Below are 21,761 nucleotides of genomic sequence, written 5' to 3' on the forward strand. Positions count from 1 at the left end.
CGGTAGGAGCGGGCTTGCCCCGCGATGCGACCAGCAAAAATTGCCTCGTCATTCATTCGTTAGCACCGCCCGCCACACATCGGTTCCGCATCCTGCGTATGACCACCACACGCTTGCACATCTGGCGAAATCTTCGGCTGTTGATCACGAGCAGCGTCGACAGCGGAACCAATAGAGAAAAGACGGAAAACAGCTTATGAGGCGTTCTCTCAACAGTTGAAATCACGGCGAGAAGACAAGCCAATAGAAGCCCGACGATCACCCAGACTCCCCATACCCGCCCCCGAATAAGGACGTAGCTGCCATAGGACAGCAAAAATGCGGCAGTCACTACCGAGCCGACAGCGTATTCATTTTCATAGGGATGATTATGGAAGAAGGCATACGTTACATTCAAAGTGGCAAACGAGAAGGAAGCGGTGGCTAGCAAGATTGCTGAGATCAGTCGCGGGAAATAGAGTCGCCTAAAGGTACGAACATTCACGAATGAATTAATTTTTCAGCCCCCCAAAAAACGTACGAGCAGGAATTGGTGAAGCGAATACAGTCGTCATAATTTTTCACAGACGCCCCCTACTAGCTGCTCCTTGAATCCGCATCCGGCGTATAGCTACCAACCGTTTGCACATCTGACGGTAGCGCCGGCTATTCAGCAGCAGCAAAGAAAATAGTGGAAAGCAAACGGAGATTGTCACTAACAGCTTATACGAGGAACGATAGTAGGTTGAAAGGCTCGCTAGTAGACAAACGCACAAAAGTGCAACCATCGCCCACACACCCCAAACACGCCCTCGGATGACAAAAAATTGCCCGATGCTTAGCAGAACGGCCCCAACGGAAAGCAGGATAAAGGCGTATTCCACTTTATGTGGAAAGCCTGAAAGGTAGACATCAAAGACATTGAGCGTTGCCAACGTGAAGGAAGCGATCGTTGAAAACATAGCAGCTAACATCCTTGGAAAAAACCGACGCACGAATGCGTTCCATAGCTCGGCGCTGATCATATACTTCTTCTCAGTTACCACACGGCTCAAAGTAACGGCCACGCGCCACGCGCTCGCTGGCGCCTGACAACAGCCAGACGTTTGCACATTTGCCGATAGCGTCGGCTATTAATCAGGAACAACGCGAGCAGAGGAATGGAACCCGACATCAGGGCTACAGATTTGTAAGGAGAGCCGCCAAAAGTCACCAGCGTCGTCAGCAAGCATACTACCAATAAAACAGCGATGATCCAGATGCCCCACGACAGCCCCCGAATCACAATGAAGTTCCCCACACTGGTGACCAAGACCCCCACGGCAATAATGCCAAGCGAGATTCCCGATACTTGTGGATGAGCCACAAAATTAGCGTTGATTACATTGGCTGATGCTACAGAGCACGCAAAAATGGTCAGGAAATATGCCGTGATCAGCAGAGGAAAATAGCGGCGCATGAAGGTTCGTACGTTTACGACACGTCTCACTGTTCAGGCTCCTCAAACAGGCTCAATGCTATGGTTTGAATGTTACTACTACCCGCAACGCCAAGAGCACCTGAAATCGAGTCTCGGATCATTGCTGTAGTCGAGTGTTTGAGCTCTGTCGGTGTGTAGCGCTTTTGAATAGTACCCATATGCTGGGCCAGCTTGAGCTGTTTAGCCGTCAGAGAAGGATGCTTGATTAACAACAGCTCGGTAGTCAACGCCTTGCGCTGCTGTCGACTCAAGGTTCTGGTGATCTCATACCAGTTGACGCCCGTTGCTGCTTTGCGCGCCAGCAGAAATCTCACCGTATTCAGCGCGTTTGATACCACGCCAAGTAGTGAAACCACATCAAGTATGGGTACGGCTGTACGATACCAACCTTGCTGATCAAGCAGGTCATTGAGTTCTGGGTTGACCACTTCCTGATAAACCCTGTGAAGACCGATCCCACATTGGAGCCCGGTTGCGACAATACTGGAAATACCGGCAGCGGACACCATTAAACCCAAAGGCCCCGTAAACATTGTCATCATGCCGCCCTTGAGTATCACCACGGCACTGATAATCAGACCTATACACGCTGGCGCCGCACCTGCCGCCTCCCACCACACCCGTGACTCCCGAGGTGTGCGCATGGCCTGGTCTACATACTGCTCAGGCGTCAAATACCGCTTCACCTCCTGCAACACCACCCGCTTAGTCAACACACTACAAATCGGCCGAAACTCCCGCAACGTCACCACGTTGTAGTCCGCATCGATGTACACCACCCCCGCGCCGACGATCCCAGGATCGGCATCAATCGCTGCAAACAGCCTCGGCACGTTGACCAGGCTTTCAATCCGCTGGCGCGCAAAGTACTGCGACGGGCTCGCGCCAAGCCCGCTCATCCTTGAGTCGTTCATGGGGTCTCCTGAAACGTGAAAGCGCCTGCAAACCCGAAGATTGCAGGCGCTTGAGCGGCCTAGTTTTAGCAGCTAAAAATCAACGTTTCAGAAGTGTATTTTTGCTGTGTGTGTCGTCCTACACGCTCAAAAGAGGAAGTAAACGAAGGGGGCGTAGGACGCATCTTTTTATGCTTGAATGATCGTGCCCCATCAGATTGCTAGTTGCCGATATCCTGAACCGGTGTACACGAGTGATACGACAAACGTCTGCTATGCACACGGTTTAAGTCGTGCCAATAGTCATGCCAGACACTCGATTCAAATCTTAAGCGCGCAGCAGAGTGCCGTCTTGAATCGTCATACCGGTATAGCGGTATGGATCCTGACCTACCCCATACTGATCCAGAATTAGCCCTTGGCTTGTTGTCGATAGGCTTCGAGGATCGCTTCACGGGCAGGTAGCTTGCGTTCAGCATCATCCGGTGTGACATCGATGCCTGCGAGACGCAGGCTGGCCGAATAATTGGATTGACGTGTCTTGGCGCAATGGGCTTTCTTGGCGTGCAAGCTTGGCGCTTTCAAAGGACTGACCTCATGGCTGGGCAATGACGCTGGGCAACAACTCCAGGAACGGCCATCCCCTCTCCCTCTAACCTCTGTCGGCCAGAGTGGGAGCGGGCTTGCCCCGCGATCAAGCCTGTACTGCTTACCTTGCCAATCATGCTTTACCACCGCTTGCTAGCCATCGATTCCGCATCCTGCGTATGACCACCACACGTCTGCACATTTGGCGGTAACGTCGGCTGTTGATGATTAGCAAGCCGAGCAAGGATGCAGCCAATGAGGCCACAAACAGAAGCATATGAGATGACCGACCGTAGGTTGAGAGCGTGGCAAGGAAGCAAACAAACAGCAGCACAACAATCATCCATACCGCCCAAGTGCGACCACGAATCAGGATGAAGGTCCCTAACGTGATCGCCAGCGTACCGACCGCCAGCATGCCCATCGCAAGCTCTGACTCGTAGGCGTGCTTCAAAAAATAGGTATTGATTACGCTTAATGCAGCCATTGCCGTAGCGAAAAGTGCCAATAGGTATGTACCGATCAAACACGGGTAGAATCGACGAATAAATACCCACATCTGGGCCTGACTGATCACGATTCACTTCCCTCGACTAGACTAAGCGCTACTGACTGTACAGCACTGCTTCCCCCAAAGTACTGCGACGGGCTCGCGCCAAGCCCGCTCATCCTTGAGTCGTTCATGGGGTCTCCTGAAACGTGAAAGCGCCTGCAAACCCGAAGGTTGCAGGCGCTTGAGCGGCCTAGTTTTAGCAGCTAAAAATCAACGTTTCAGAAGTGTATTTTTGCCGGTTATGTCGTCCTAAAAACTCAAAATAAGAATGAAAACAATACCTTGTAGGAAGAAACCCTGAGAGCGCTTGTAGACCTGTTACCCAGCCATTGTTTCCACCGGGTCAATCACCTGTAACGCTACGTTTGAGCTCAGTTCGACCAGGCAGAGCAGGTGCGAAGTTCCATCACCGCCGAAGAACTTGTCCGCTCGATCGCCGGTCAGTTTTTCCTGGAACTTGAACGGTGTCGTGATAATTCGCTTGATATCTTCCTTGAAGCTCTGCGTATTGGCGTTGATCCATTCGGCTGCCTTGCGTCGCTCGGCAATCGGCGCTTTGGGCGTGTCTGTGCTCCTGAGCAAGACGGCAGGATCGATATCAAGGTCTTCGGTGTTGTAGCGCATGAACACATGGCACAGCTCATTACCCTGGTGGTCAGCAACCGCCACACGCAAGTTGTACCCGCCCCTCCTCGCCTTGCACGCCTGCTCGGTTGCATCAACGCCAACCTCCCACTGCACCTGGCCTCTGATTTCGCCCTTTTCCATATCGATCTGGTTTTCAATGAACGAGTACACCGTTCTGTTCACCCTGACCCAGCCGAGCTTGCCGGCACCGGATATACACAAATAGCGGTGCTGAGGCTTGAGCTCGTGGGGGGCCTTGCCGACGGACCAGGTCAACAGTTCTTCGCCTTTCAACGAATGTTGAAGCTTGGCGTTTTTTTCATCGTAGCGCGAAACGATGGTGCACTTTCTGGGGTTGGACTGCGGCCGCTTGGCCAACTCCGAGCGAACCTCGGCATCGATTGCCCGCTCGCCGCGTTGCACACTTGCGCGCGATTTCTCGGCAGCAATCAAGTCGCGATCCAGTTCTTCGGCCTGCTTGCGCAACGCATCGTATTTGCCAGCCAGCGCCTTCGCAGCATTGTTAACCGACTCCAAAAAGCCCGACGTCAACAAAGTGGCCTTGCGCTCCATCTTCGCCACTAATGCTTCAACGCCCTTACTGACCCCACGAACGCGAACGTTGGTCTCAAAATTCGCACTCGCACCCCGCTCGGTAAAATTCTGGCTGCCCAAGGTCACAAAGCGGTCCTTGGCAACGACCATCTTCGCGTGAAGATTGGGCAGGTAGTAAACCGGGATCTTTTTCTTCAGAAGGGCTTTGATGGCGCTGTAACTGGAGGCGCCCGAGGCAAGCACCTGCACATTGAGCAACGTATAAACCTTGGCGCTTTTACCCAGCTGGGCAATTTCCAGCGCGACCGAACCGGTCAGGTACGGCGAGAAAATCTTCAGATCAACCTTGTCGTTTTGCAGCTGTTCTTTTATCAGCGGCACAATATTGCTAGTGAACTTCAATCGTCGGCTTCCTTGTACGAATCTCTGCCGATAATACTACATTGCCACTATCAACCGATTAGCCCAAAATCCCGCCCCTCGCACGCCCAAGCCGCCCTACAAGGAAACCGCCATGGCCCAGCCCCTGCTCGACGCCTTCATTGCATGGATGAGCGCCAACCTGGACAACGCCACCCTCGCCCACGGCTACCAGAACCGCATGAGTGGCGAGCCTTGGCACTGCAGCAGCCTGTTCAACGCCTATGAAACCTACCACTGGCCGCACCCGGCGATTGCGCACCTGGACATCGACAAGGGCAGCGACATCACCAGTAACACCCGCGCACTGACGGCGCTTGAGCAGCAACTGCAACGCGCCCTGGCGCCCGCGCCTGAAGACCTCGCCGCCAGCCGCGCAGCCATTGATGTGATGATCTGGGGTGGCGTACAAAACGGTAACGTCAGTTGGCTGACCAACAATGCTGAGGGCTTGGCCCAGCTGTTGATCCACACTCGCGACGCAATCGACAGCGGTGCTCTGAATCATCAACTGCTACTGGACCCCGAGCTGCGCTTCAACGCCGGCATGACCAAGGTCTACTCGCTGATCTGCAAGCAGTTGGTGATTTACGACAGCCGCGTTGCTGCCGCGCTGGGCTGGGCGGTGGTGAAATTTTGCAAACAGGTCGAGCCTGAACTTACCCAAGTTCCGCCCGAGCTGGCCTTCCCCTGGGCGTCGGCCAGGCCGAACAAGGGCATCTGCAAACAGCGCGATCCGTCCCAGGGCAACTTGCAGTTCCCGCCGCTGCAGGGCGGAACGCTGCACGCGCAGTGGAACATCCGCGCCAGCCAGATACTCGCGGCGGTGCTCGCCCATGACAATGCAAAGCACAGCGGCTTCAACCAGGACGACGGTACAGGCAGCAGCCCGTTGCGACGCCTGGAAGCGGCGTTGTTCATGATCGGCTACGACCTGGGCGGCGGTACGGTAACGAATTCGCAGCCAAAGGCTACCAGCCAGAGCGAAGTAATTATGCCAACGGTCGGCTGGACTGAAGGCTGGACGCCGACAAAGCGCAAGGCTTTTCTCTATCGCCTGACCGACCAGGGCTTCGAAACCCTGGGCAAGAGCATCACCCGCTACCCGCTGCCGGTAATCAACGACACCCTTAACTACCTGTGGCAGCAGTTCGGTCGCGGGCCATTCCCCCTGGCCAATAGCGCCGACGGTGTGCCGGCCGGCACCAGCGAAGAAGGCATCGGCACCGCTTACTACCAGGCAATCAACCGGCAACAGCGGGTGCCGGAGTCGAGCCGCCTGGCTGCGATCCTTGAGGACCTCGGGGTGATTCAGCTAGTGAGCCGTGGGAAAAAACACTGGGTGTTGAACCTGGAGTTGCTGGACGCTACTGATAAAGGCACTTTGGATATCGAGCCGCTAGTGCTGCGTTTGCTTGAAGACGAGGCGCAGGACTAGCCCGCGCTGCCCGCCTGCAGTCATCGCCTCGGCCTCTTCGGCGAGCGCTGGTCCAACAGCTGCGTCATTGCGGCCGGTCCAGCATGGCGTGAGCCACATCCTCCACCAGGGCTTTGGCCATGCCGCTAAGGTAATGCGCCGCCCAGGTCAGCTTGGGATCGTGCTCGATGCCGGCTTGCAGGGTCAGCCGGTTTACGCAGCCCATCAGCAGCGACGACTGCTCCAGAGCGAACGCCGCACTGTGGCCGGGCTCGACGCGGAACAGCCTTTGTGTGCAGAGCCCACTTTCGCCTTCACCGAAGGCCGCGATGCCAGCGGTCTTATAGGTGCTGGCTGCTTTCAAGTCCTCATCCATTGACAGATCCTCCTGCTGAAATCGCTAGCCCGCGTTGCCAAGGGATTTCGTCAGCAACGCGGGCGTCTGCTGATTGGCCACTCAGTGGCGTGACTGCACCTTGCTCAAGGCCACTTCGACAAGAGCACGGGCGTGTTCGATTTCATGCAGGGTCGCCAAGGTGAGTACCTGGTCGGGAGCTTTGGGGTGGAGCAGGACGGATTGTCGGGCGATGGTCTGGGCGCGGACCAGGTATTCGGAGGTCTGGACCAGGAGGTCTTCGAGGGATTGGTTGGGGTGGTGAGGTGGGTCGGGGACGATTTTTAACATTGCGAACTCCTTTGCTTTACGGAGCCGCCACACATTTGCTGTCAAACAAAAGGTGGCAGCCATACGTGGGTTGACAGACCGGCAAAGCAAAGGAAAACCCGGCGCACACGAAGGTGCCCCACGTACAGCCGCCATAACGCGAGCACATGCGGATTCACTTTGAATTCGGTCTGTCAAAACCGGTCGTTGAATTGGCAACGACTGGCGGAGACTAGAGCGCTCAAGGAACCACTGCAATGGCTTAACGGCGGCGGGAGTATGATTGGGAAATGGACTACATGGAATCAGGAAATTCTGAAGATTTTGAGGGGCGGATGTTCATCGGCAAGGTCATCGAAAAGAACGGCAAAAGCCTGCCAGAGTGCGCAGGCTGTTCGCCATTCACTAGCGTTTTGCCATAAAATGGCCGGTTGCCGAAAGAACCGTCATGGCCATAGCCATGAAGGGCTTTCATTCTTTCCAAATAACTGTGGTGAAGATGAACAAGCCTTTCATTTCGCTGTGCCCGGAAATTACTCGGGCACACGCACTGACGCTCATGGATTGGTTGGAAGATGAGCGCGTTACCTGCTACTTGAGCGATTCGCGTCATGTCTCCCGCTCCATCGAGCAAGTTATCGATCGGACTCAATTGCCGATCCTGACCCATCTATTCAACCGGGGCGGCCGATTCTTCATGGCCTACGACCGGCATGACGCCCCGGTGGGCTTTGTCCGTCTCATCAAGACCGGCCCTAATTGCGAAATCGTCCTGGTTATTGGAGACAGCGACAAATGGGGCCGAAACCTTGGCGCGCGCACAATCCGCGAAGGCATGAAACTGGCCTTCCTCGACATGCGTGCCGAAAAGCTCATCGCCAAGATCCACCCCGACAACACCCGCTCGCTGAAAGCCTTTGTGCGCAGCGGTTTTCTGCTTGAAAGCGAAACGCCGACATTGAAGTCATTTTCCATGACGGCTGGGCGCTATCTGCAGTACCTGCGCGAAGGTGCCGTTGCCGACTCCACGGAGATCTACATCACCGAAATCGACAAGGCCAGGCTCGAGAGCCTGATCGCGCTTGAGCAAGGCCCGGCCGTTGTTGAACTCGAACATGAGCTTGAGCGCGCCATTGTCGTCACGCCGCAGCAGGTGGCGCGCAATGTCGTCACAATGAACTCCAGGGCCTTGCTGCAACTGGACGACGAAGAGATCGAAGTGGCCCTGGTCTACCCTGAAGACGCCGACAGCAGCGCCGGAAAGTACTCCGTGTGCTCCGACATCGGCGCCGCCATCCTGGGCTATCAAGAGGGGGACGCCATCGACTGGCGAGTTTCTGACCGGACCCGCCGGATCGGGATCAGGAAAGTGCTTTACCAGCCGGAGGCTGCGGGCGATTTCCACCTGTAATTGAGCCTTTAGCTAAGTGCTCCATCAGGCACGAAGATCCCCAACGATTTTCCGTGCCTGATGGAGCCTCTCGTACTGACCGCAGGACTGCGCAGCGTGCTACTCGCGAGATCAACCTGCACCCTGCCCGGCCCCCGACTCAACGACCATGGCATGGGCCACATTCTCAACCAGCACCTTGGCCATCCCCACCAGATAATGCCCTGCCCACGCCGACGTACCGTCCTGCTCAAGGCCGGCTTGCAACGTCAGGTGGTGCGCACGCCTATCATGATCGAAACCTGCTCCAGCACAAACGCCGCACCGTGGCCTGGTTCGACCCGAAACAACCGCTCGGCGCCTGCGCCGCCCTCGCCTTCAGCGAACGTGCCGACGCCTACCGTCTTGTGCTCCAACCGCGCCCCCTCATCCATCCCAACCTCCCTAGCCCCAATTGCAACTACAAGGCCGATTCCAAAATCTGTGGGAACAGCCCAACCTGTGGAGTGCACACAGCCTGTGGGAGCGGGCTTGCCCCGCGATCAACCCCAAATAGCTGACTCATCCAGACCAGCCACCAAAGCTCAATCACAACCAAGCCCGCCATTACTGCCGCCATATCAATGCCGCAACTGAACCTTACTCAAGCCACTTCAACCAAAGTGCGGGCATGGTCGATTTCATGCATGGTCGCCAAGGTCAGCACCTAGCCTGGAGAGCTGGCATGAAGCAGGACAGTCTACTGTGCCACGGTCACGGCGCAGACCAGGTATTCGGAGATTTGGACGAGGATGTCTTCGAGGAATTGGTTTGAGTGAGGCGGTGGGTCAGGGACGATTTTTAACATGGCGAATTTCCTTGCTGGTGGAGCCGCCACAGACCTGCGGTCAAACAGAAAGGTGGCAGCCATACACGGGTTGACAGACCGAGAGCAAGAAAACCCGGCGCACACGAATGTGCCCCACATACAGCCGCCATAAAGCATGCCGAAAGGGTACTTGCTAATCGGTCTGTCAAAACCGGTCGTTGAATTGGCAACGCCTGGGGGAGACTAGAGCGCTAGTGGAAGCACCGCAATGGCTTGAGGCAGGCGGAAGTATGATTCGGAAATGGACGACAGGGAATCGGGAAATTCTGAAGATTTGCATGTCACGGATTGCAAATCCGTCGGCAACCGGGCTGAAGTCCATACGCCTTCCATGAGCGATTCGCCCATTGCGACGGGCCAGTTGTTCCGGAAGGTGAAATTTGCCCAGCCAAACCCCTGAACTGCCTCTTTTTTCACTGCCAAGCTTATCTCGCAAAACGATCGTTTAGCCGGCCAAACAAGGTAGAACGACCTCGGAAACTACTAGACTCGATAGAGGGTACCGCCTAAAATTTCAGGTCATTCTCAGCATGGCCTTAACGGCCTGCCGGCTTGAAAATATGTCCGTCCGTTAGGTGTTCTCATATGTCCCCGCTCCCACGAAAGCCAATTGCTCTAGACCTATTCTGCGGGTCTGGTGCCGTTTCCCTGGGGCTGAAACACGCAGGTTTTGACGTGGTTGGCGCTGTTGATTTTGATCCAAGCGCCTGTTGCACCTACAAAGCCAATCATAGTGAAACCCGTTTGATTGAGCGTGACATCCGCGATGTCGAACCAGAGCTTTTTTCCGATCTCATAGCTGACCGACTTGACTTGCTCGTAGTTTGCGCCCCATGCCAGCCATTCAGCAGTCAAAATCGTCATAAATGTAATAGTGATTCCCGAAACAATCTAGTCGCGGAATCTAAAAAATTTATTTCTCTGTTTAGCCCTACTATTGTATTTCTTGAAAATGTGCCGGGCTTAGCGGCGAGTGGAATATTCGAAGAGTTTACTTCGTGGTTACGTGAGGAATGTGGCTACGACGTTGCAACCCCAATGCGAGTAGACGCTGCAAATTTGGGTGTTCCGCAACGACGCACACGAATGATCTTGATAGCCACCAAAGGCGTCTCTTTAAAAATAGCTAGCGATATCAAGCCCGTAGTTAGGAGCACTGTAAGCGATGCCATTCGCGGCCTTGAATCACCTCCTTTAGGCCGAACTCAGGTGGGTCTGGACCCTCTGCACTTCGCTAGACGCCATTCATCTTTGAATATCCAGCGCTTGCAACATATCCCAACTGACGGAGGCGGGAGAGAATCACTCCCACTAGCGTTACAACTGGATTGTCACAAAAATGCCCGCAAGGGGTCTTTTTCAGATACTTACGGCCGGATGAGATGGGGAGATGTAGCCCCTACTCTAACTACTGGCTGTACTGACATCACTCGCGGTAGATTCGCCCACCCAGAGGAAAATAGAGCAATCACATTGAGGGAAGCTGCTAGGCTGCAATCCTTTCCGGACGACTACATTTTCATAGGGAATTCGGCGCAAATCGCGACTCAGATAGGTAACGCAGTCCCTCCGAAAATGATGAGCAATATCGCAGCAAGTTTGATGTCTGCTATTTACAGCCCCCACAATGAACCCGAAATTACTTCCTAAGCTTCTCCTGAGTCGAATTTATCTTATTAAATCTAAGCTTAGGTAGTAGACCTGATAACTACAGCGATCTTGTTAGACATTTAAGTATCTAAGCCCCAAAAGGAACTCCGAAAATGAAGGGATTAACATGGAGAGTGGAGTCAATATTTCAACGAATTGCAAGCCCAGTTGTCATTAAGGGGCACCCTTATCATTTTGGATCTCCTCATCTCTCTGGGAGCTACAATGACAAAGCTGAAGGTTAGAGCAAGAGCCGTCGACATGCTCGGTCGCCAACAGATTGCAGGCATACCTACGGCGATACACGAGTTATTCAAGAACGCGCATGACGCATACGCCGAGCGGGTCGAAGTTGACTATTTCCGGCGCAATGGAGTGCTCATCATTCGTGATGATGGGTATGGCATGACACGCAACGATGTTGAAACCAGATGGTTGACATTAGGTACTGAGTCAAGGGTGGGAGCAAATCGCGCAGCTACAGAGTCTAGTTGGCGGGGCCCCAAAAATCTTCCTAAGCGCTCTATTATGGGTGAAAAAGGCATAGGAAGATTAGCTATAGCTGTCATCGCACCGATAACGATCCTGATGAGTAGGGCAGTTAGGGCAGATGGGCTGCATGATTTAGTTGTCGCATTGGTTCATTGGGGGATTTTTGAACAGCCAGGTTTAGATTTAAATGATATCGATGTCCCCATCGAAACTTTTGATGGCGGGCGCCTGCCAGGACGTGACGATATAGGGGCATTGATTGACAAGGTTGCGTGCAACCTAAAGAGCCTTCAGGATCAGATTGAACACTCTGCCTATATTAATTTGCTCGCCTCTCTCGAAAAAATCAAGGTAGTTGCGCCGGACCTACTGGACAAGACACTCAGCAAAGATAGTGATATGCCGCTTTCTCTAGCGGAGGAAGGTCATGGTACTCACTTCATAATGATGCCCGTCGCACCGGAGTTAAATGATGATATAGACGGCGGAACCGACAAGGAGTCCTCAAAGCTAGAGCGGAATTTATTAGGGTTTTCTAACTCTATGGCTAATGATATTCCCGTGATAAGGACGGAGTTCCGCGACCATACCGCGGAGGGGACAATTCAGCGCATCGGAAGCAGAGAGTTCTTCGCGAATGATGACTTCAGTCGAACCGACCAATACTTTGAAGGAACATTTGATGAATTCGGTCAGTTCGTAGGTATTGTTTCGGTCTATGGTGAGCAGAGAAAATTCGTTAGTAACTGGATCGAGGGAAAAGGACGAAAAACAAAATGCGGACCATTTAACTTTCGATATGGTTATGTCCAAGGCCGGGCGACTGAGACCAGACTTAATCCTTCCGACTGGGAATCCATGATCGGCAAGTGTGACAAGGTCGGCGGACTATATATTTACCGCGACGGAATTAGGATACTCCCCTATGGTAACTCCGATGTCGACTGGATTGATATGGAGCGCAGAAGGAACCTTTCAAATAAAGACTGGTTTTTCGCCTATCGCCGAGGCTTTGGATATGTGGCAATAACCCACTCCGAGAATGGAACACTTACTGAAAAAGCTGGTCGAGAGGGATTTAGGGAGAACCAAGCATATCGTGATTTCCGCTCGGTAATTATGGGGCTTTTCAAACAACTCGCTATTGAATTTTTCAAACCGAATGCGATTCAAGGTGACGACTTCTGGGCTGGAAAAAAACATTTTTCTTTACAGTCAGCCTTACTCAAAAAACAGAAAGAAAAAGCCGACTCTAGGCGAGAAACCCTTCGAACCGATTTAGATAATTTCTTTGAAAAATACAACGATGGTTTCTTTGAGCGTGAAGGCTCTAGCATTCAAGTGCATACCAAAGACAGACTAGAAATGCTGACCGGAGAGCTAGACCTAGGGGAGTTTGCGTCTAAGATTAGATTACTTGAGCTTGAAACCAAACATAAAATCAGATTTTTGATTGGCCAGGCCCAACTTTCACTTCCTCGCGGCCTGGCCTTGACAAAAAAGATGGACCGGGATTGGTCTGCGTATGATGCGACATTTCGATTGCTTCAGGAATCTATCTTCACCCCTCTACAGCTCGAAGTAGATAAATTATTTTCGAGCGCAACCTCAGGAAAAATTGATTCAGCCGAGCGTAGAAAAACTGCACTACAAGACATTGAACGCGAAAAGGACTCTGCTATACGCGACATCGTGATATTACGTCGTGAAGCCACCGAGGCTGCAACTAAGATGCAAGCCGCAGTTAATAATGTTTTGAAAGAAATATTCTCTGACTTACGTACTAATGCTGAACTCCTTGTCGCAGACTTCACGAAGCGCTCAGCGGACGCGCCAACCCAACTTGATGCACTTCAACGTGAAATAGGAACCGGACTTGATACGCTAAAGTCCCGTGACTTAGACCTGCTCGAATCATTTAAAAGACAGATGCTCGATCTCACAGATAGCATCAAGGATCGAGAAACACTAGATGACAGATTCGCAGCACTAGAAGCGAGGAATCAGGTCTTAGAGGATCAGATCGAGTTTTTCTCCGACTTCGCTCAGCTGGGAATGTCGGTTGGTATTCTTCAGCATGAATTTCATAATGCGGTACGAGGCATTCGTTCAGCAATGTCTGAACTAAAGGTTTGGGCTGACCGCAACCCCCCTCTCGCAGTGATATACAAAAATCTCAGGGATCACATTGATCACTTAGATGGGTATTTGAAAGTTTTAGATCCTCTCGGGCGCAGGATGTACCGCAGCACAGTAAAGCTCTCCGGTGACGAAATCCTCGGTGTAATCTTAAACGTTTTCGCCGAACCTATAAGCAACACATCTATTAATATTAAGCCAACGTTCGCTTTCAGAGACCACATTATCGAATGCAAATCCTCAGTAATCATAGGCGCATTCATCAACATCATCGACAATGCAATACACTGGCTAAATACTAGGGCATCAGGTGAAAAAAATATATACCTAGACTCAGATGGGGAAGGCTTTCTCATATCAAACAACGGCCCTGGTATTGAAGCCAGATTTCAAAATAGCATTTTTGAATTTGGAGAGACTAAGAAGGCAGGGGGCCGGGGCATGGGGCTAGCTATTAGTAGAGAAGTTCTTAGACGCGACGGATTCGATCTCAATTTGGTTGAATTTGGGGCAGAAAACAATCCTGTATTTAGGATTTCGTCCTTAAATTCTACGGAAGGGAATGAGGAAGACTTATGAATATTCAGCAAGCAGCTGTGAAGAGCTGCCAAGATGTATGGATGGACCATGTTAGAAAAGCGGTCCTGAAGTTCCTGAAAACTGCGGTGGTAGTAGACAATGATCCACGAGAGAATACTCCGCCTACTCCATCCGCACCTAGCTTAAGCTTGGCGGTGGAGGATTCTGGGTTAGGCAATGACGCGTACGTTATTGCGGAGGAAAACACACCTCCTTTGCCGAATAACTCGCAGAACATCTTAGACATAAGAAAAATCTCTGACTCATTCTCCGAAAACGGCATGGCATGTGCTTTTGTATTGCCTGAAGACAGCGACACCAACGAAGAGAGAATTCGTAAACGCGTAGTTTTAGCAGCCAAAACTGCAGACATCCTTGTAATAGATTGGCATCTCAGACCGAAATCTTCCAGCCTTACCCTGAAGCTTCTAAGGGAAATCGCAGAATCCGATGCGAGTGAAAATGGTCGTATGCGCTTGGTTTGTATCTACACTGGAGAGCCTTTAGACTCACACATACTTGATCAGGCAAAGCAAGAGCTTTCAGTTCAAGGAGTTCAATTTTCCAATGTCGATAATATTGCAGACTTTCCGTTTTGTGCCAAAAGCAAAAACTCGCTTATCGTCATCGCCAACAAGTCGTCTACGCAAGCGGACGTGTTACCAGTCAAGCTGATTGATATTTTCGCTATTTTGGCAAATGGTTTGATACCCGCTTTTGCACTCGCAGCTATTGGGGCCGTCAGAAAGAACACTCACCATATGCTGACTCGCTTTGGTGAGGCGTTAGACCCTGCATATATAGCAAATCGGCTAATCACCAATCCACCGGGTGATGTGGCGGAATTAATGCGGGAGTTACTTGTAGCAGAATGTGATAACGCAATTGGACTTGACAGTGTCGCCGATGACTTTCTAGAACCAGATGCCATTACTGCCTGGCTAAACATGCGCGACATAAATTCGTTCCACTATCGGGTCGGCACTACTGACCCACTAGATACTCTTGAGTTTGACCGTACTGCTATTAATGGCCTACTCACACATGGCATTAATGACCATGGCATTAAAATAAGCAACTCTGTAAGCCGTAAATTCCCAGCGGAATTCAGAGGACTTGTTTCCCATGTGCTAGCAGGAAGTGTAGAGAAATCACGAAATGCTGAGAATGAGTTTTCACGGCTTGTCGCATTTCGCAGGGAAGCTTCGGGCGCATCAGTCAGCACTCAAGCACAGGACTGGCTACCATCACTGACGACGGGGACGTTGCTCAAATCTGTGAAAAATGGTGAAGCAAAATACCTTTTTTGCTTCAGCCCCGCCTGCGATATGCTGCGCCTCAACGGCCCGAGGCCCTTCGTTTTTATAGAGGGTGTCAGAAAGAACTCTCCGTATAATATGATCGTCCTCGATGGTGATGTTGAAGTACCAGTTTTCTTTGATAAGAACTATCCAACTGTTATTACTTACTCTTTCAAACCAGAGAAAAAACTAAAGCGCGTCCGCGGAAGCAAGGTAATTACTCCTGGCGCCCCCACTAAATATATATTCAAACCCGAAGGTAGCGCTGAAGGCGATGAGTTAACTTGGTTAGGCGAAGTACGCTATGGGAGAGCTATGAGCGAGATGGCAACCCTTGCAAGTCGCTGGATGCGGGTCGGCATTATCGACTCCGAAAATCTGCGATTGGCTGGTAGAAAAACGTTTCCATTCGTTTAGTAAGCGTCCCGCAGGTAGACCGTTGTCACCGACAACGGTTTGTGGCTGTCATGTCATATTCAGGTTAACCCGCCCCTGACGTCGACCCACATTGATGAGCAGGCGCTTGAGCCTTTCCTCAAGGCTCTTCAGTGCGTAACTCTGACAGGAGAAAAACCTACGCCCTGCTGTGCCAGGGCATGCATCCATCAGGCTTCCCGATCTGAAGCACACAGAGCAACCGAGGAAGACCGCAAGGCATTGCTCGGGCACAAGAACGACAGTATCACCAGCCACTACTCGGGTGCCGAGCTTGGCCAGTTGATCGAGGCGGCAAACATGGTATCAGCCACTGATTCTCTAGGTTCTGTACGAAATCCCGAGAAACCCAATCGACGTCCCTCGGAAGCTGAAGTTTTGTAGAGTTTCCAGCCATCTACGGAAAGGAATCCTGTGATGGCAAAGCGTTACGAACTCTCGGATGAGGCTTGGGCTGTGGTCGCTGATCTCTTCACCGAAACCCCTGGCCGGGGGCGGCCCCGCCTGAGTGACCGCCTGATGCTCGATGGCGTGCTCTGGGTGCTCTGCTCAGGCGCAGCGTGGCGAGATATGCCGGAACGCTTCGGCCCGTGGTCAACTGTGTATCAACGGTTTCGGGGCTGGCGAAACCACGGGGCATTCGATCAGATGCTCAAACGCTTGCACCTGAGATTGAATGAGCAAGGCTTGATCGATGTGCAAACCTGGATGATCGACTCAACCGCAGTACGTGCAACCCGAGCCTCTTCTGGCGCCGGGAAAAAAGGGGGCCTGACGAGCCTGCCGATCACGCTCTAGGCCGCAGTCGCGGTGGCCTGACAACCAAAATCCACATGCTCTGCGACGCCAACGGGACACCGTTGCGCTTCCTCCTCTCTGGCGGTCAAGCCAGTGACATCAGCTATGCCCAACCCCTGTTGGACGAGGTCAGCATTCCATCGAGCCAACGTGGCCGCCCGCGTAAGCGCTGTAAATGGCTGCTTGCCGACAAGGGCTACGACGCCGAAGCCCTACGCCGTTACTGCGACCAATATCGAATGCAACCCGTCATCCCGCTGCGTTCGATGAAACGCAAACCCAAGCCTGGCTTACCAAGACTGTTTGATCGGCCCAAGTACCGACAACGCAACATCATCGAGCGCATGTTTGGCTGGCTGAAAGAGAACCGACGGATCGTGACGCGCTTCGACAAGCTCGCGAAAAGCTATGGCGCTATGGTCTCGCTGGCTTGTTCCATACGGTGTTTGCGACATCTTTTTTCGTACAGAACCTAGGACCAGTGCTGACGATTCTGAAGAGGAGATCTGGATGAAGAAAAAGACCAAGCCACTCGAAAAGTCACTGAGGCCAGAAACAACAAAGCCACCCGAAGGTGGCTTAGTCGTTCTAAATAATGGTCGGGACGGAGTGATTCGAACACTCGACCCCTTGCACCCCATGCAAGTGCGCTACCGGGCTGCGCTACGCCCCGACTGGGCTTGAAGCATGTTCCCCTGGTTGCTGAGAACGTTGAAGAATGTACCCTAACCTTTTGAATTATGGAAGCATTTTTTCCAAAATTCCGGGCCCGATAGGGGTTACTTCTTCAGCACCACCAACACGTCTTCCAACTCGACAATCATCTGCCGGATCAGTTGCTTGTACTGGGTGGTGTCGTCCTTGGCTTCGTCGCCAGAGAGGCGCAGACGCGCCCCGCCGATGGTGAAGCCTTGGTCGTAGAGCAGCGCGCGGATCTGGCGGATCATCAGCACGTCCTGGCGCTGATAGTACCGCCGGTTGCCGCGGCGCTTTACCGGGTTGAGTTGTGGGAATTCCTGCTCCCAGTAGCGGAGCACGTGCGGTTTTACCGCGCAAAGCTCACTCACTTCACCAATGGTGAAGTAGCGTTTGCCTGGAATCGGCGGAAGCTCGTCGTTATGACTTGGTTCCAGCATAGGCCTCAACTCGGGCTTTCAACTTCTGCCCTGGACGAAAGGTGACGACCCGACGCGCCGTGATCGGGATTTCTTCCCCGGTCTTGGGGTTGCGGCCCGGCCGCTGGCGCTTGTCGCGCAGGTCGAAATTGCCGAATCCGGACAATTTGACCTGCTCGTTGTCTTCAAGAGCGTGCCTGATTTCCTCAAAGAACAGCTCGACCAATTCCTTGGCCTCGCGCTTGTTCAGGCCCAGCTCCTCGTACAGCCGTTCGGCCATCTCAGCTTTCGTCAGAGCACCCATACGCTATTTCCTTAACGTGGTGTTCAACCTTTGTTCGAGCGAGGTGAGGATGTTCTGGGTTGCAGTATTCACCTCTTCATCATTAAGAGTGCGCGATGGATGCTGCCAGGTCAAGCCGACGGCCAGGCTTTTTCTATCAGGATCAATGCCTTTACCCTGATAAACATCAAACAGCCTGAGGTCTGTGAGCCATTCGCCTGCATTGTCACGAATTACTTCAAGCACCGAGCTCGAAGCAACATCACGTCCTGCGACCAAGGCCAGGTCACGACGCACTTCCGGGAATTTCGACAGTTCGCTGAACTTCGGCAGGCGGCCTTCGGCCACTTCACCCAGCACCAGCTCAAACACGTACACCGGACGATCCAGGCCCAGGGTCTTGGCCAGCTCCGGGTGGATGGCACCCAGGTAGCCGACTTCGCGACCGTCGCGCTCGATGCGTGCGGTTTGGCCCGGGTGCAGCGCCGGGTGTTTGCCCGCAACGAAGCTGAACTCGGCGAGCGAGCCAGAGAAGCCCAGTACCGCTTCAACGTCGGCTTTCACGTCGAAGAAGTCGATGCTGTCACGGCCGTTGGCCCAGCCTTCCGGCAGGCGGCTGCCGCAGACCACACCGGCAAGCATCGGCTGCTGCTTGAGGTCGCCCAGCTGGCCGACGAAGCGCAGGCCGCTTTCGAACATGCGCACGCGGTCTTGCTGACGGTTGAGGTTGTGCTGCAGCGACTTGACCAGGCCCGGCCACAGCGAGGCACGCATGGCCGCCATGTCGTTGGAGATCGGGTTGGCCAGCAGCAGCGGCTCGACGCCCGGGCTGAACAGCTCGAACAGTTTCGGGTCGATGAAGCTGTAGGTGATGGCTTCCTGGTAACCACGGGCCACCAGCAGGCGGCGCAGGGCTGGCAGTTCGCCACGAGCCTCGGCCTTGGCTTGCGGGGCCAGGCGCGCTTGCGGGTAACGCACTGGCAGGCGGTTGTAGCCGTACAGGCGCGCCAGCTCTTCGATCAGGTCGACTTCCAGGCTGATGTCGAAGCGATGGCTTGGTACTTCAACCTGCCACTGGCCTTCGCCGGCGGTGGTTTTCAGACCCAGGCCGTTGAGCAGTTGCTCGACCTCGGCGCTGGCCATTTCCATGCCCAGCATCTGGGTCAGGCGCTCGGCACGCAGGGTGACCGGGGCCACCTTGGGCAGGTGCGCTTCGCTGGTGACGTCGATCACCGGGCCCGCTTCGCCGCCAACGATCTCCAGCAGCAGGCCGGTGGCGCGCTCGATGGCTTCGCGGGCCAGTTGCGAGTCGACGCCGCGCTCGTAGCGGTGCGAGGCATCGGTGTGCAGGCCGTAGGAACGGGCCTTGCCAGCCACGGAAATCGGCTCGAAGAAGGCGCTCTCGAGGAAGATGTCGCGGGTGCCAGCAGCAACGCCGCTGTGCTCACCGCCCATCACACCGGCGATGGCCAGGGCGCGGCTGTGGTCGGCGATGACCAGGGTGTCGGGGCGCAGGGTGACTTCCTGGCCGTCGAGCAGTACCAGCTTCTCGCCCTCTTCGGCCATGCGCACGCGGATGCCGCCGTTGATTTCGGCGAGATCGAAGGCGTGCATCGGCTGGCCGAGCTCGAGCATCACGTAGTTGGTGATGTCGACGGCAGCGTCGATGCTGCGCAGGTCGGAGCGACGCAGGCGCTCGACCATCCACAGCGGGGTCGGCCGGGTCAGGTCGACGTTACGGATAACGCGGCCCAGGTAGCGTGGGCAGGCAGCCGGTGCCAGCACTTCAACCGGGCGCACTTCGTCGTGAGTGGCGGCAACAGCCGGCACTTGCGGACGGGTCACCGGTACGTCGTACAGGGCGCCGACGTCGCGCGCCAGGCCCGCCAGCGACAGGCAGTCGCCACGGTTCGGGGTCAGGCCGATCTCGATGCTGGCGTCGTCCAGGTCCAGGTACACGCGAATGTCGGTGCCAACCGGGGCGTCAGCCGCCAGTTCCAGCAGGCCGTCGTTTTCTTCGCTGATCTGCAGCTCGGCCGCCGAGCAGAGCATGCCGTTGGATTCAACGCCACGCAGCTTGGCTTTCTTGATTTTGAAGTCGCCCGGCAGTTCGGCGCCGATCATCGCGAACGGGATCTTCAGGCCAGGGCGCACGTTGGGCGCGCCGCACACTACCTGGAAGGTCTCGCTGCCATTGCTGACCTGGCACACGCGCAGCTTGTCGGCATCGGGGTGCTGTTCGGTGCTCAGCACCTCACCGACGATGATGCCGCTGAACTGGCCGGCGGCCGGGGTGACGCTGTCGACCTCAAGGCCGGCCATCGACAGACGGGCGACCAGATCGTCACGGGATACTTGCGGGTTGACCCAACCGCGCAGCCACTTTTCACTGAATTTCATCCTGCTCTCCTGAAAGATTCGTTACGGGTGCGCGACCTAGCGAAATTGCGCAAGGAACCGCAAGTCGTTGTCGAAGAACAGGCGCAAATCGTTGACGCCGTAACGCAGCATGGCCAGGCGCTCGGCGCCCATGCCGAAGGCAAAGCCCTGGAACTCTTCAGGGTCGATGCCGGACATGCGCAGCACGTTCGGGTGAACCATGCCGCAGCCCATGACTTCCAGCCAGCCGGTCTGCTTGCACACACGGCAACCTTTGCCGCTGCAGATCACGCACTGGATGTCGACTTCAGCCGAAGGCTCGGTGAAGGGGAAGAACGACGGACGGAAACGTACCGCCAGCTCTTTTTCGAAGAACACCCGCAGGAATTCTTCGATGGTGCCTTTGAGGTCGGCGAAATTGATGTCGCGATCGATCAACAGGCCTTCGACCTGGTGGAACATCGGCGAGTGGGTCAAGTCCGAGTCGCAGCGGTAAACGCGGCCCGGGCAGACAATGCGGATGGGCGGCTGAGTGGACTCCATGGTCCGCACCTGCACCGGCGAGGTGTGGGTACGCAGCAGCATGTTGGCATTGAAATAGAAGGTGTCGTGCATTGCCCGGGCCGGGTGGTGGCCGGGAATGTTGAGCGCTTCGAAGTTGTGGTAGTCGTCTTCGACCTCAGGGCCTTCGGCGATGCCGTAGCCAATGTGGGTGAAGAACTGCTCGATGCGTTCCAGGGTACGGGTGATCGGATGCAGACCACCGGAGGTCTGGCCACGGCCCGGCAAGGTTACATCAATGCACTCGGCGGCCAGTCGGGCGCTGAGCTCGGCCTCTTCAAACGCCGCTTTGCGCGCGTTGAGGACCTCGGTGACGCGTTCCTTGGCGTCGTTGATCAGCGCACCGACTTTCGGCCGCTCTTCGGCTGGCAGGTTGCCCAGGGTCTTCATCACCTGGGTCAGTTCGCCTTTCTTGCCAAGGAATTGCACCCGGATCTGTTCCAGGGCATTGATGTCTTCAGCGCGTTCCACGGCCTCCAGGGCTTGGGAGACCAGCGCGTCCAGGTTTTCCATGTACAGACTCCAGATACGAAATAGGGGAAGAGCGCAGGCTCTTCCCCTATTAAGACGTTTAACACCAGGCGCCGGAAATGAC

General features: G+C 54.3%; 20 protein-coding genes, 1 tRNA gene and 1 pseudogene. 7 read left to right on the plus strand and 15 right to left on the minus strand.

All coding sequences use genetic code 11. The features are described from left to right. Positions 1–52 precede the first annotated feature (52 nt). From LOY37_RS17085 to LOY37_RS17110, 6 genes are all read right to left on the minus strand, one after another. On the minus strand, positions 53–484 hold the full coding sequence (locus LOY37_RS17085) for a hypothetical protein (protein WP_213603870.1): 432 nt from the start codon (positions 482–484) through the stop codon (positions 53–55). Positions 485–1,030: 546 nt separating this feature from the next. After that, positions 1,031–1,468, minus strand: a complete 438-nt coding sequence (locus LOY37_RS17090; RefSeq protein ID WP_258715358.1) for a hypothetical protein — start codon at positions 1,466–1,468, stop codon at positions 1,031–1,033. Next, positions 1,465–2,373 (minus strand): NAD synthetase, encoded by a 909-nt coding sequence (locus LOY37_RS17095; RefSeq protein WP_258715359.1) that lies wholly within the window; start codon positions 2,371–2,373, stop codon positions 1,465–1,467. Before LOY37_RS17095 ends, LOY37_RS17090 begins: the two co-directional genes overlap by 4 nt. Positions 2,374–2,763: 390 nt before the next feature. Further along, positions 2,764–2,937 (minus strand): YhfG family protein, encoded by a 174-nt coding sequence (locus tag LOY37_RS17100; protein ID WP_156160163.1) that lies wholly within the window; start codon positions 2,935–2,937, stop codon positions 2,764–2,766. A 136-nt stretch (positions 2,938–3,073) separates the two neighbouring features. Beyond that, entirely contained in the window at positions 3,074–3,517 is a 444-nt protein-coding gene (locus LOY37_RS17105; RefSeq protein ID WP_258715360.1) for a hypothetical protein, read from the minus strand. 294 nt (positions 3,518–3,811) lie between these two features. After that, complete coding sequence (locus LOY37_RS17110; protein WP_258715361.1) at positions 3,812–5,077, minus strand: phospholipase D-like domain-containing protein; 1,266 nt, start codon at positions 5,075–5,077, stop codon at positions 3,812–3,814. A gap of 112 nt (positions 5,078–5,189) precedes the next feature. Between LOY37_RS17110 and LOY37_RS17115 the strand changes: the two genes are divergently transcribed. After that, the gene (locus tag LOY37_RS17115) at positions 5,190–6,533 is read left to right on the plus strand and encodes a hypothetical protein (protein WP_258715362.1); all 1,344 of its coding nucleotides are present in this window, start codon (positions 5,190–5,192) and stop codon (positions 6,531–6,533) included. 64 nt (positions 6,534–6,597) lie between these two features. On the opposite strand, the gene LOY37_RS17120 is transcribed toward LOY37_RS17115, so the two are convergent. After that, the gene (locus LOY37_RS17120) at positions 6,598–6,888 is read right to left on the minus strand and encodes a DUF3077 domain-containing protein (RefSeq protein WP_258715363.1); all 291 of its coding nucleotides are present in this window, start codon (positions 6,886–6,888) and stop codon (positions 6,598–6,600) included. A gap of 81 nt (positions 6,889–6,969) precedes the next feature. After that, positions 6,970–7,197 carry a hypothetical protein gene (locus LOY37_RS17125; RefSeq protein ID WP_258715364.1) on the minus strand — a complete coding sequence of 76 codons (228 nt, stop codon included), beginning with the start codon at positions 7,195–7,197 and terminating at the stop codon, positions 6,970–6,972. Positions 7,198–7,624: 427 nt separating this feature from the next. Here LOY37_RS17125 and LOY37_RS17130 point away from each other — a divergent pair, with 427 nt between their 5' ends. Further along, positions 7,625–8,587, plus strand: coding sequence for a bifunctional GNAT family N-acetyltransferase/nucleoside diphosphate kinase regulator (locus LOY37_RS17130; RefSeq protein WP_258715365.1), 963 nt, complete (start codon positions 7,625–7,627; stop codon positions 8,585–8,587). A gap of 111 nt (positions 8,588–8,698) precedes the next feature. Here the strand turns inward: LOY37_RS17130 and LOY37_RS27615 are convergent, their stop codons facing one another. Beyond that, entirely contained in the window at positions 8,699–8,833 is a 135-nt protein-coding gene (locus LOY37_RS27615; protein ID WP_408980664.1) for a hypothetical protein, read from the minus strand. Positions 8,834–8,835: 2 nt separating this feature from the next. Next, on the minus strand, positions 8,836–9,000 hold the full coding sequence (locus tag LOY37_RS17135; RefSeq protein ID WP_258715366.1) for a hypothetical protein: 165 nt from the start codon (positions 8,998–9,000) through the stop codon (positions 8,836–8,838). A gap of 1,019 nt (positions 9,001–10,019) precedes the next feature. Between LOY37_RS17135 and LOY37_RS17140 the strand changes: the two genes are divergently transcribed. The 5 genes and pseudogenes from LOY37_RS17140 (at position 10,020) to LOY37_RS17160 (ending at position 17,304) form a co-directional block, all read left to right on the plus strand. Then, on the plus strand, positions 10,020–11,084 hold the full coding sequence (locus LOY37_RS17140) for a DNA cytosine methyltransferase (RefSeq protein ID WP_258715367.1): 1,065 nt from the start codon (positions 10,020–10,022) through the stop codon (positions 11,082–11,084). Positions 11,085–11,309: 225 nt separating this feature from the next. Then, positions 11,310–14,294 carry an ATP-binding protein gene (locus LOY37_RS17145; protein WP_258715368.1) on the plus strand — a complete coding sequence of 995 codons (2,985 nt, stop codon included), beginning with the start codon at positions 11,310–11,312 and terminating at the stop codon, positions 14,292–14,294. Further along, positions 14,291–16,012 carry a response regulator receiver domain gene (locus tag LOY37_RS17150; RefSeq protein WP_258715369.1) on the plus strand — a complete coding sequence of 574 codons (1,722 nt, stop codon included), beginning with the start codon at positions 14,291–14,293 and terminating at the stop codon, positions 16,010–16,012. Before LOY37_RS17145 ends, LOY37_RS17150 begins: the two co-directional genes overlap by 4 nt. 145 nt (positions 16,013–16,157) lie before the next feature. Beyond that, positions 16,158–16,414, plus strand: a pseudogene (locus tag LOY37_RS17155) (hypothetical protein); the annotation flags it as partial. Between the two features lie 33 nt (positions 16,415–16,447). Continuing rightward, positions 16,448–17,304, plus strand: a protein-coding gene (locus tag LOY37_RS17160; protein WP_258715370.1) for an IS5 family transposase whose coding sequence is annotated in 2 segments (ribosomal slippage) — positions 16,448–16,796 and positions 16,796–17,304 — 858 coding nt in all. Because the reading frame shifts where the segments join, the coding sequence is not laid out codon by codon here. Positions 17,305–17,424: 120 nt separating this feature from the next. On the opposite strand, the gene LOY37_RS17165 is transcribed toward LOY37_RS17160, so the two are convergent. The 5 genes from LOY37_RS17165 to pheS all read right to left on the minus strand — a co-directional run bounded on the left by LOY37_RS17165 (position 17,425) and on the right by pheS (position 21,679). Next, positions 17,425–17,501: transfer RNA gene (locus LOY37_RS17165), tRNA-Pro, on the minus strand. Positions 17,502–17,607: 106 nt separating this feature from the next. Continuing rightward, positions 17,608–17,964 (minus strand): MerR family transcriptional regulator, encoded by a 357-nt coding sequence (locus LOY37_RS17170; protein ID WP_010222411.1) that lies wholly within the window; start codon positions 17,962–17,964, stop codon positions 17,608–17,610. Then, positions 17,945–18,247 carry an integration host factor subunit alpha gene (ihfA, locus tag LOY37_RS17175; RefSeq protein ID WP_002553164.1) on the minus strand — a complete coding sequence of 101 codons (303 nt, stop codon included), beginning with the start codon at positions 18,245–18,247 and terminating at the stop codon, positions 17,945–17,947. Before ihfA ends, LOY37_RS17170 begins: the two co-directional genes overlap by 20 nt. A 3-nt stretch (positions 18,248–18,250) precedes the next feature. Then, complete coding sequence (pheT, locus tag LOY37_RS17180; protein WP_123565570.1) at positions 18,251–20,626, minus strand: phenylalanine--tRNA ligase subunit beta; 2,376 nt, start codon at positions 20,624–20,626, stop codon at positions 18,251–18,253. Between the two features lie 36 nt (positions 20,627–20,662). Then, a complete protein-coding gene (gene pheS, locus LOY37_RS17185; RefSeq protein ID WP_038994580.1) occupies positions 20,663–21,679 on the minus strand; it encodes a phenylalanine--tRNA ligase subunit alpha in 1,017 nt (338 codons plus the stop codon). Positions 21,680–21,761: the final 82 nt, after the last annotated feature.

The organism is Pseudomonas sp. B21-012 (assembly GCF_024749305.1).
In the GTDB taxonomy this organism is placed as follows: Bacteria; Pseudomonadota; Gammaproteobacteria; order Pseudomonadales; family Pseudomonadaceae; genus Aquipseudomonas.

Coding starts and splice junctions, on each gene's coding strand:
- LOY37_RS17095 (WP_258715359.1), bottom strand. CDS start 2,373: ATGAACGACTCAAGGATGAGCGGGCTTGGCGCGAGCCCGTCGCAGTAC.
- LOY37_RS17115 (WP_258715362.1), top strand. CDS start 5,190: ATGGCCCAGCCCCTGCTCGACGCCTTCATTGCATGGATGAGCGCCAAC.
- LOY37_RS17120 (WP_258715363.1), bottom strand. CDS start 6,888: ATGGATGAGGACTTGAAAGCAGCCAGCACCTATAAGACCGCTGGCATC.
- LOY37_RS17125 (WP_258715364.1), bottom strand. CDS start 7,197: ATGTTAAAAATCGTCCCCGACCCACCTCACCACCCCAACCAATCCCTC.
- LOY37_RS17130 (WP_258715365.1), top strand. CDS start 7,625: ATGGCCATAGCCATGAAGGGCTTTCATTCTTTCCAAATAACTGTGGTG.
- LOY37_RS17135 (WP_258715366.1), bottom strand. CDS start 9,000: ATGGATGAGGGGGCGCGGTTGGAGCACAAGACGGTAGGCGTCGGCACG.
- LOY37_RS17140 (WP_258715367.1), top strand. CDS start 10,020: ATGTCCCCGCTCCCACGAAAGCCAATTGCTCTAGACCTATTCTGCGGG.
- LOY37_RS17145 (WP_258715368.1), top strand. CDS start 11,310: ATGACAAAGCTGAAGGTTAGAGCAAGAGCCGTCGACATGCTCGGTCGC.
- LOY37_RS17150 (WP_258715369.1), top strand. CDS start 14,291: ATGAATATTCAGCAAGCAGCTGTGAAGAGCTGCCAAGATGTATGGATG.
- LOY37_RS17170 (WP_010222411.1), bottom strand. CDS start 17,964: ATGCTGGAACCAAGTCATAACGACGAGCTTCCGCCGATTCCAGGCAAA.
- ihfA (WP_002553164.1), bottom strand. CDS start 18,247: ATGGGTGCTCTGACGAAAGCTGAGATGGCCGAACGGCTGTACGAGGAG.
- pheT (WP_123565570.1), bottom strand. CDS start 20,626: ATGAAATTCAGTGAAAAGTGGCTGCGCGGTTGGGTCAACCCGCAAGTA.
- pheS (WP_038994580.1), bottom strand. CDS start 21,679: ATGGAAAACCTGGACGCGCTGGTCTCCCAAGCCCTGGAGGCCGTGGAA.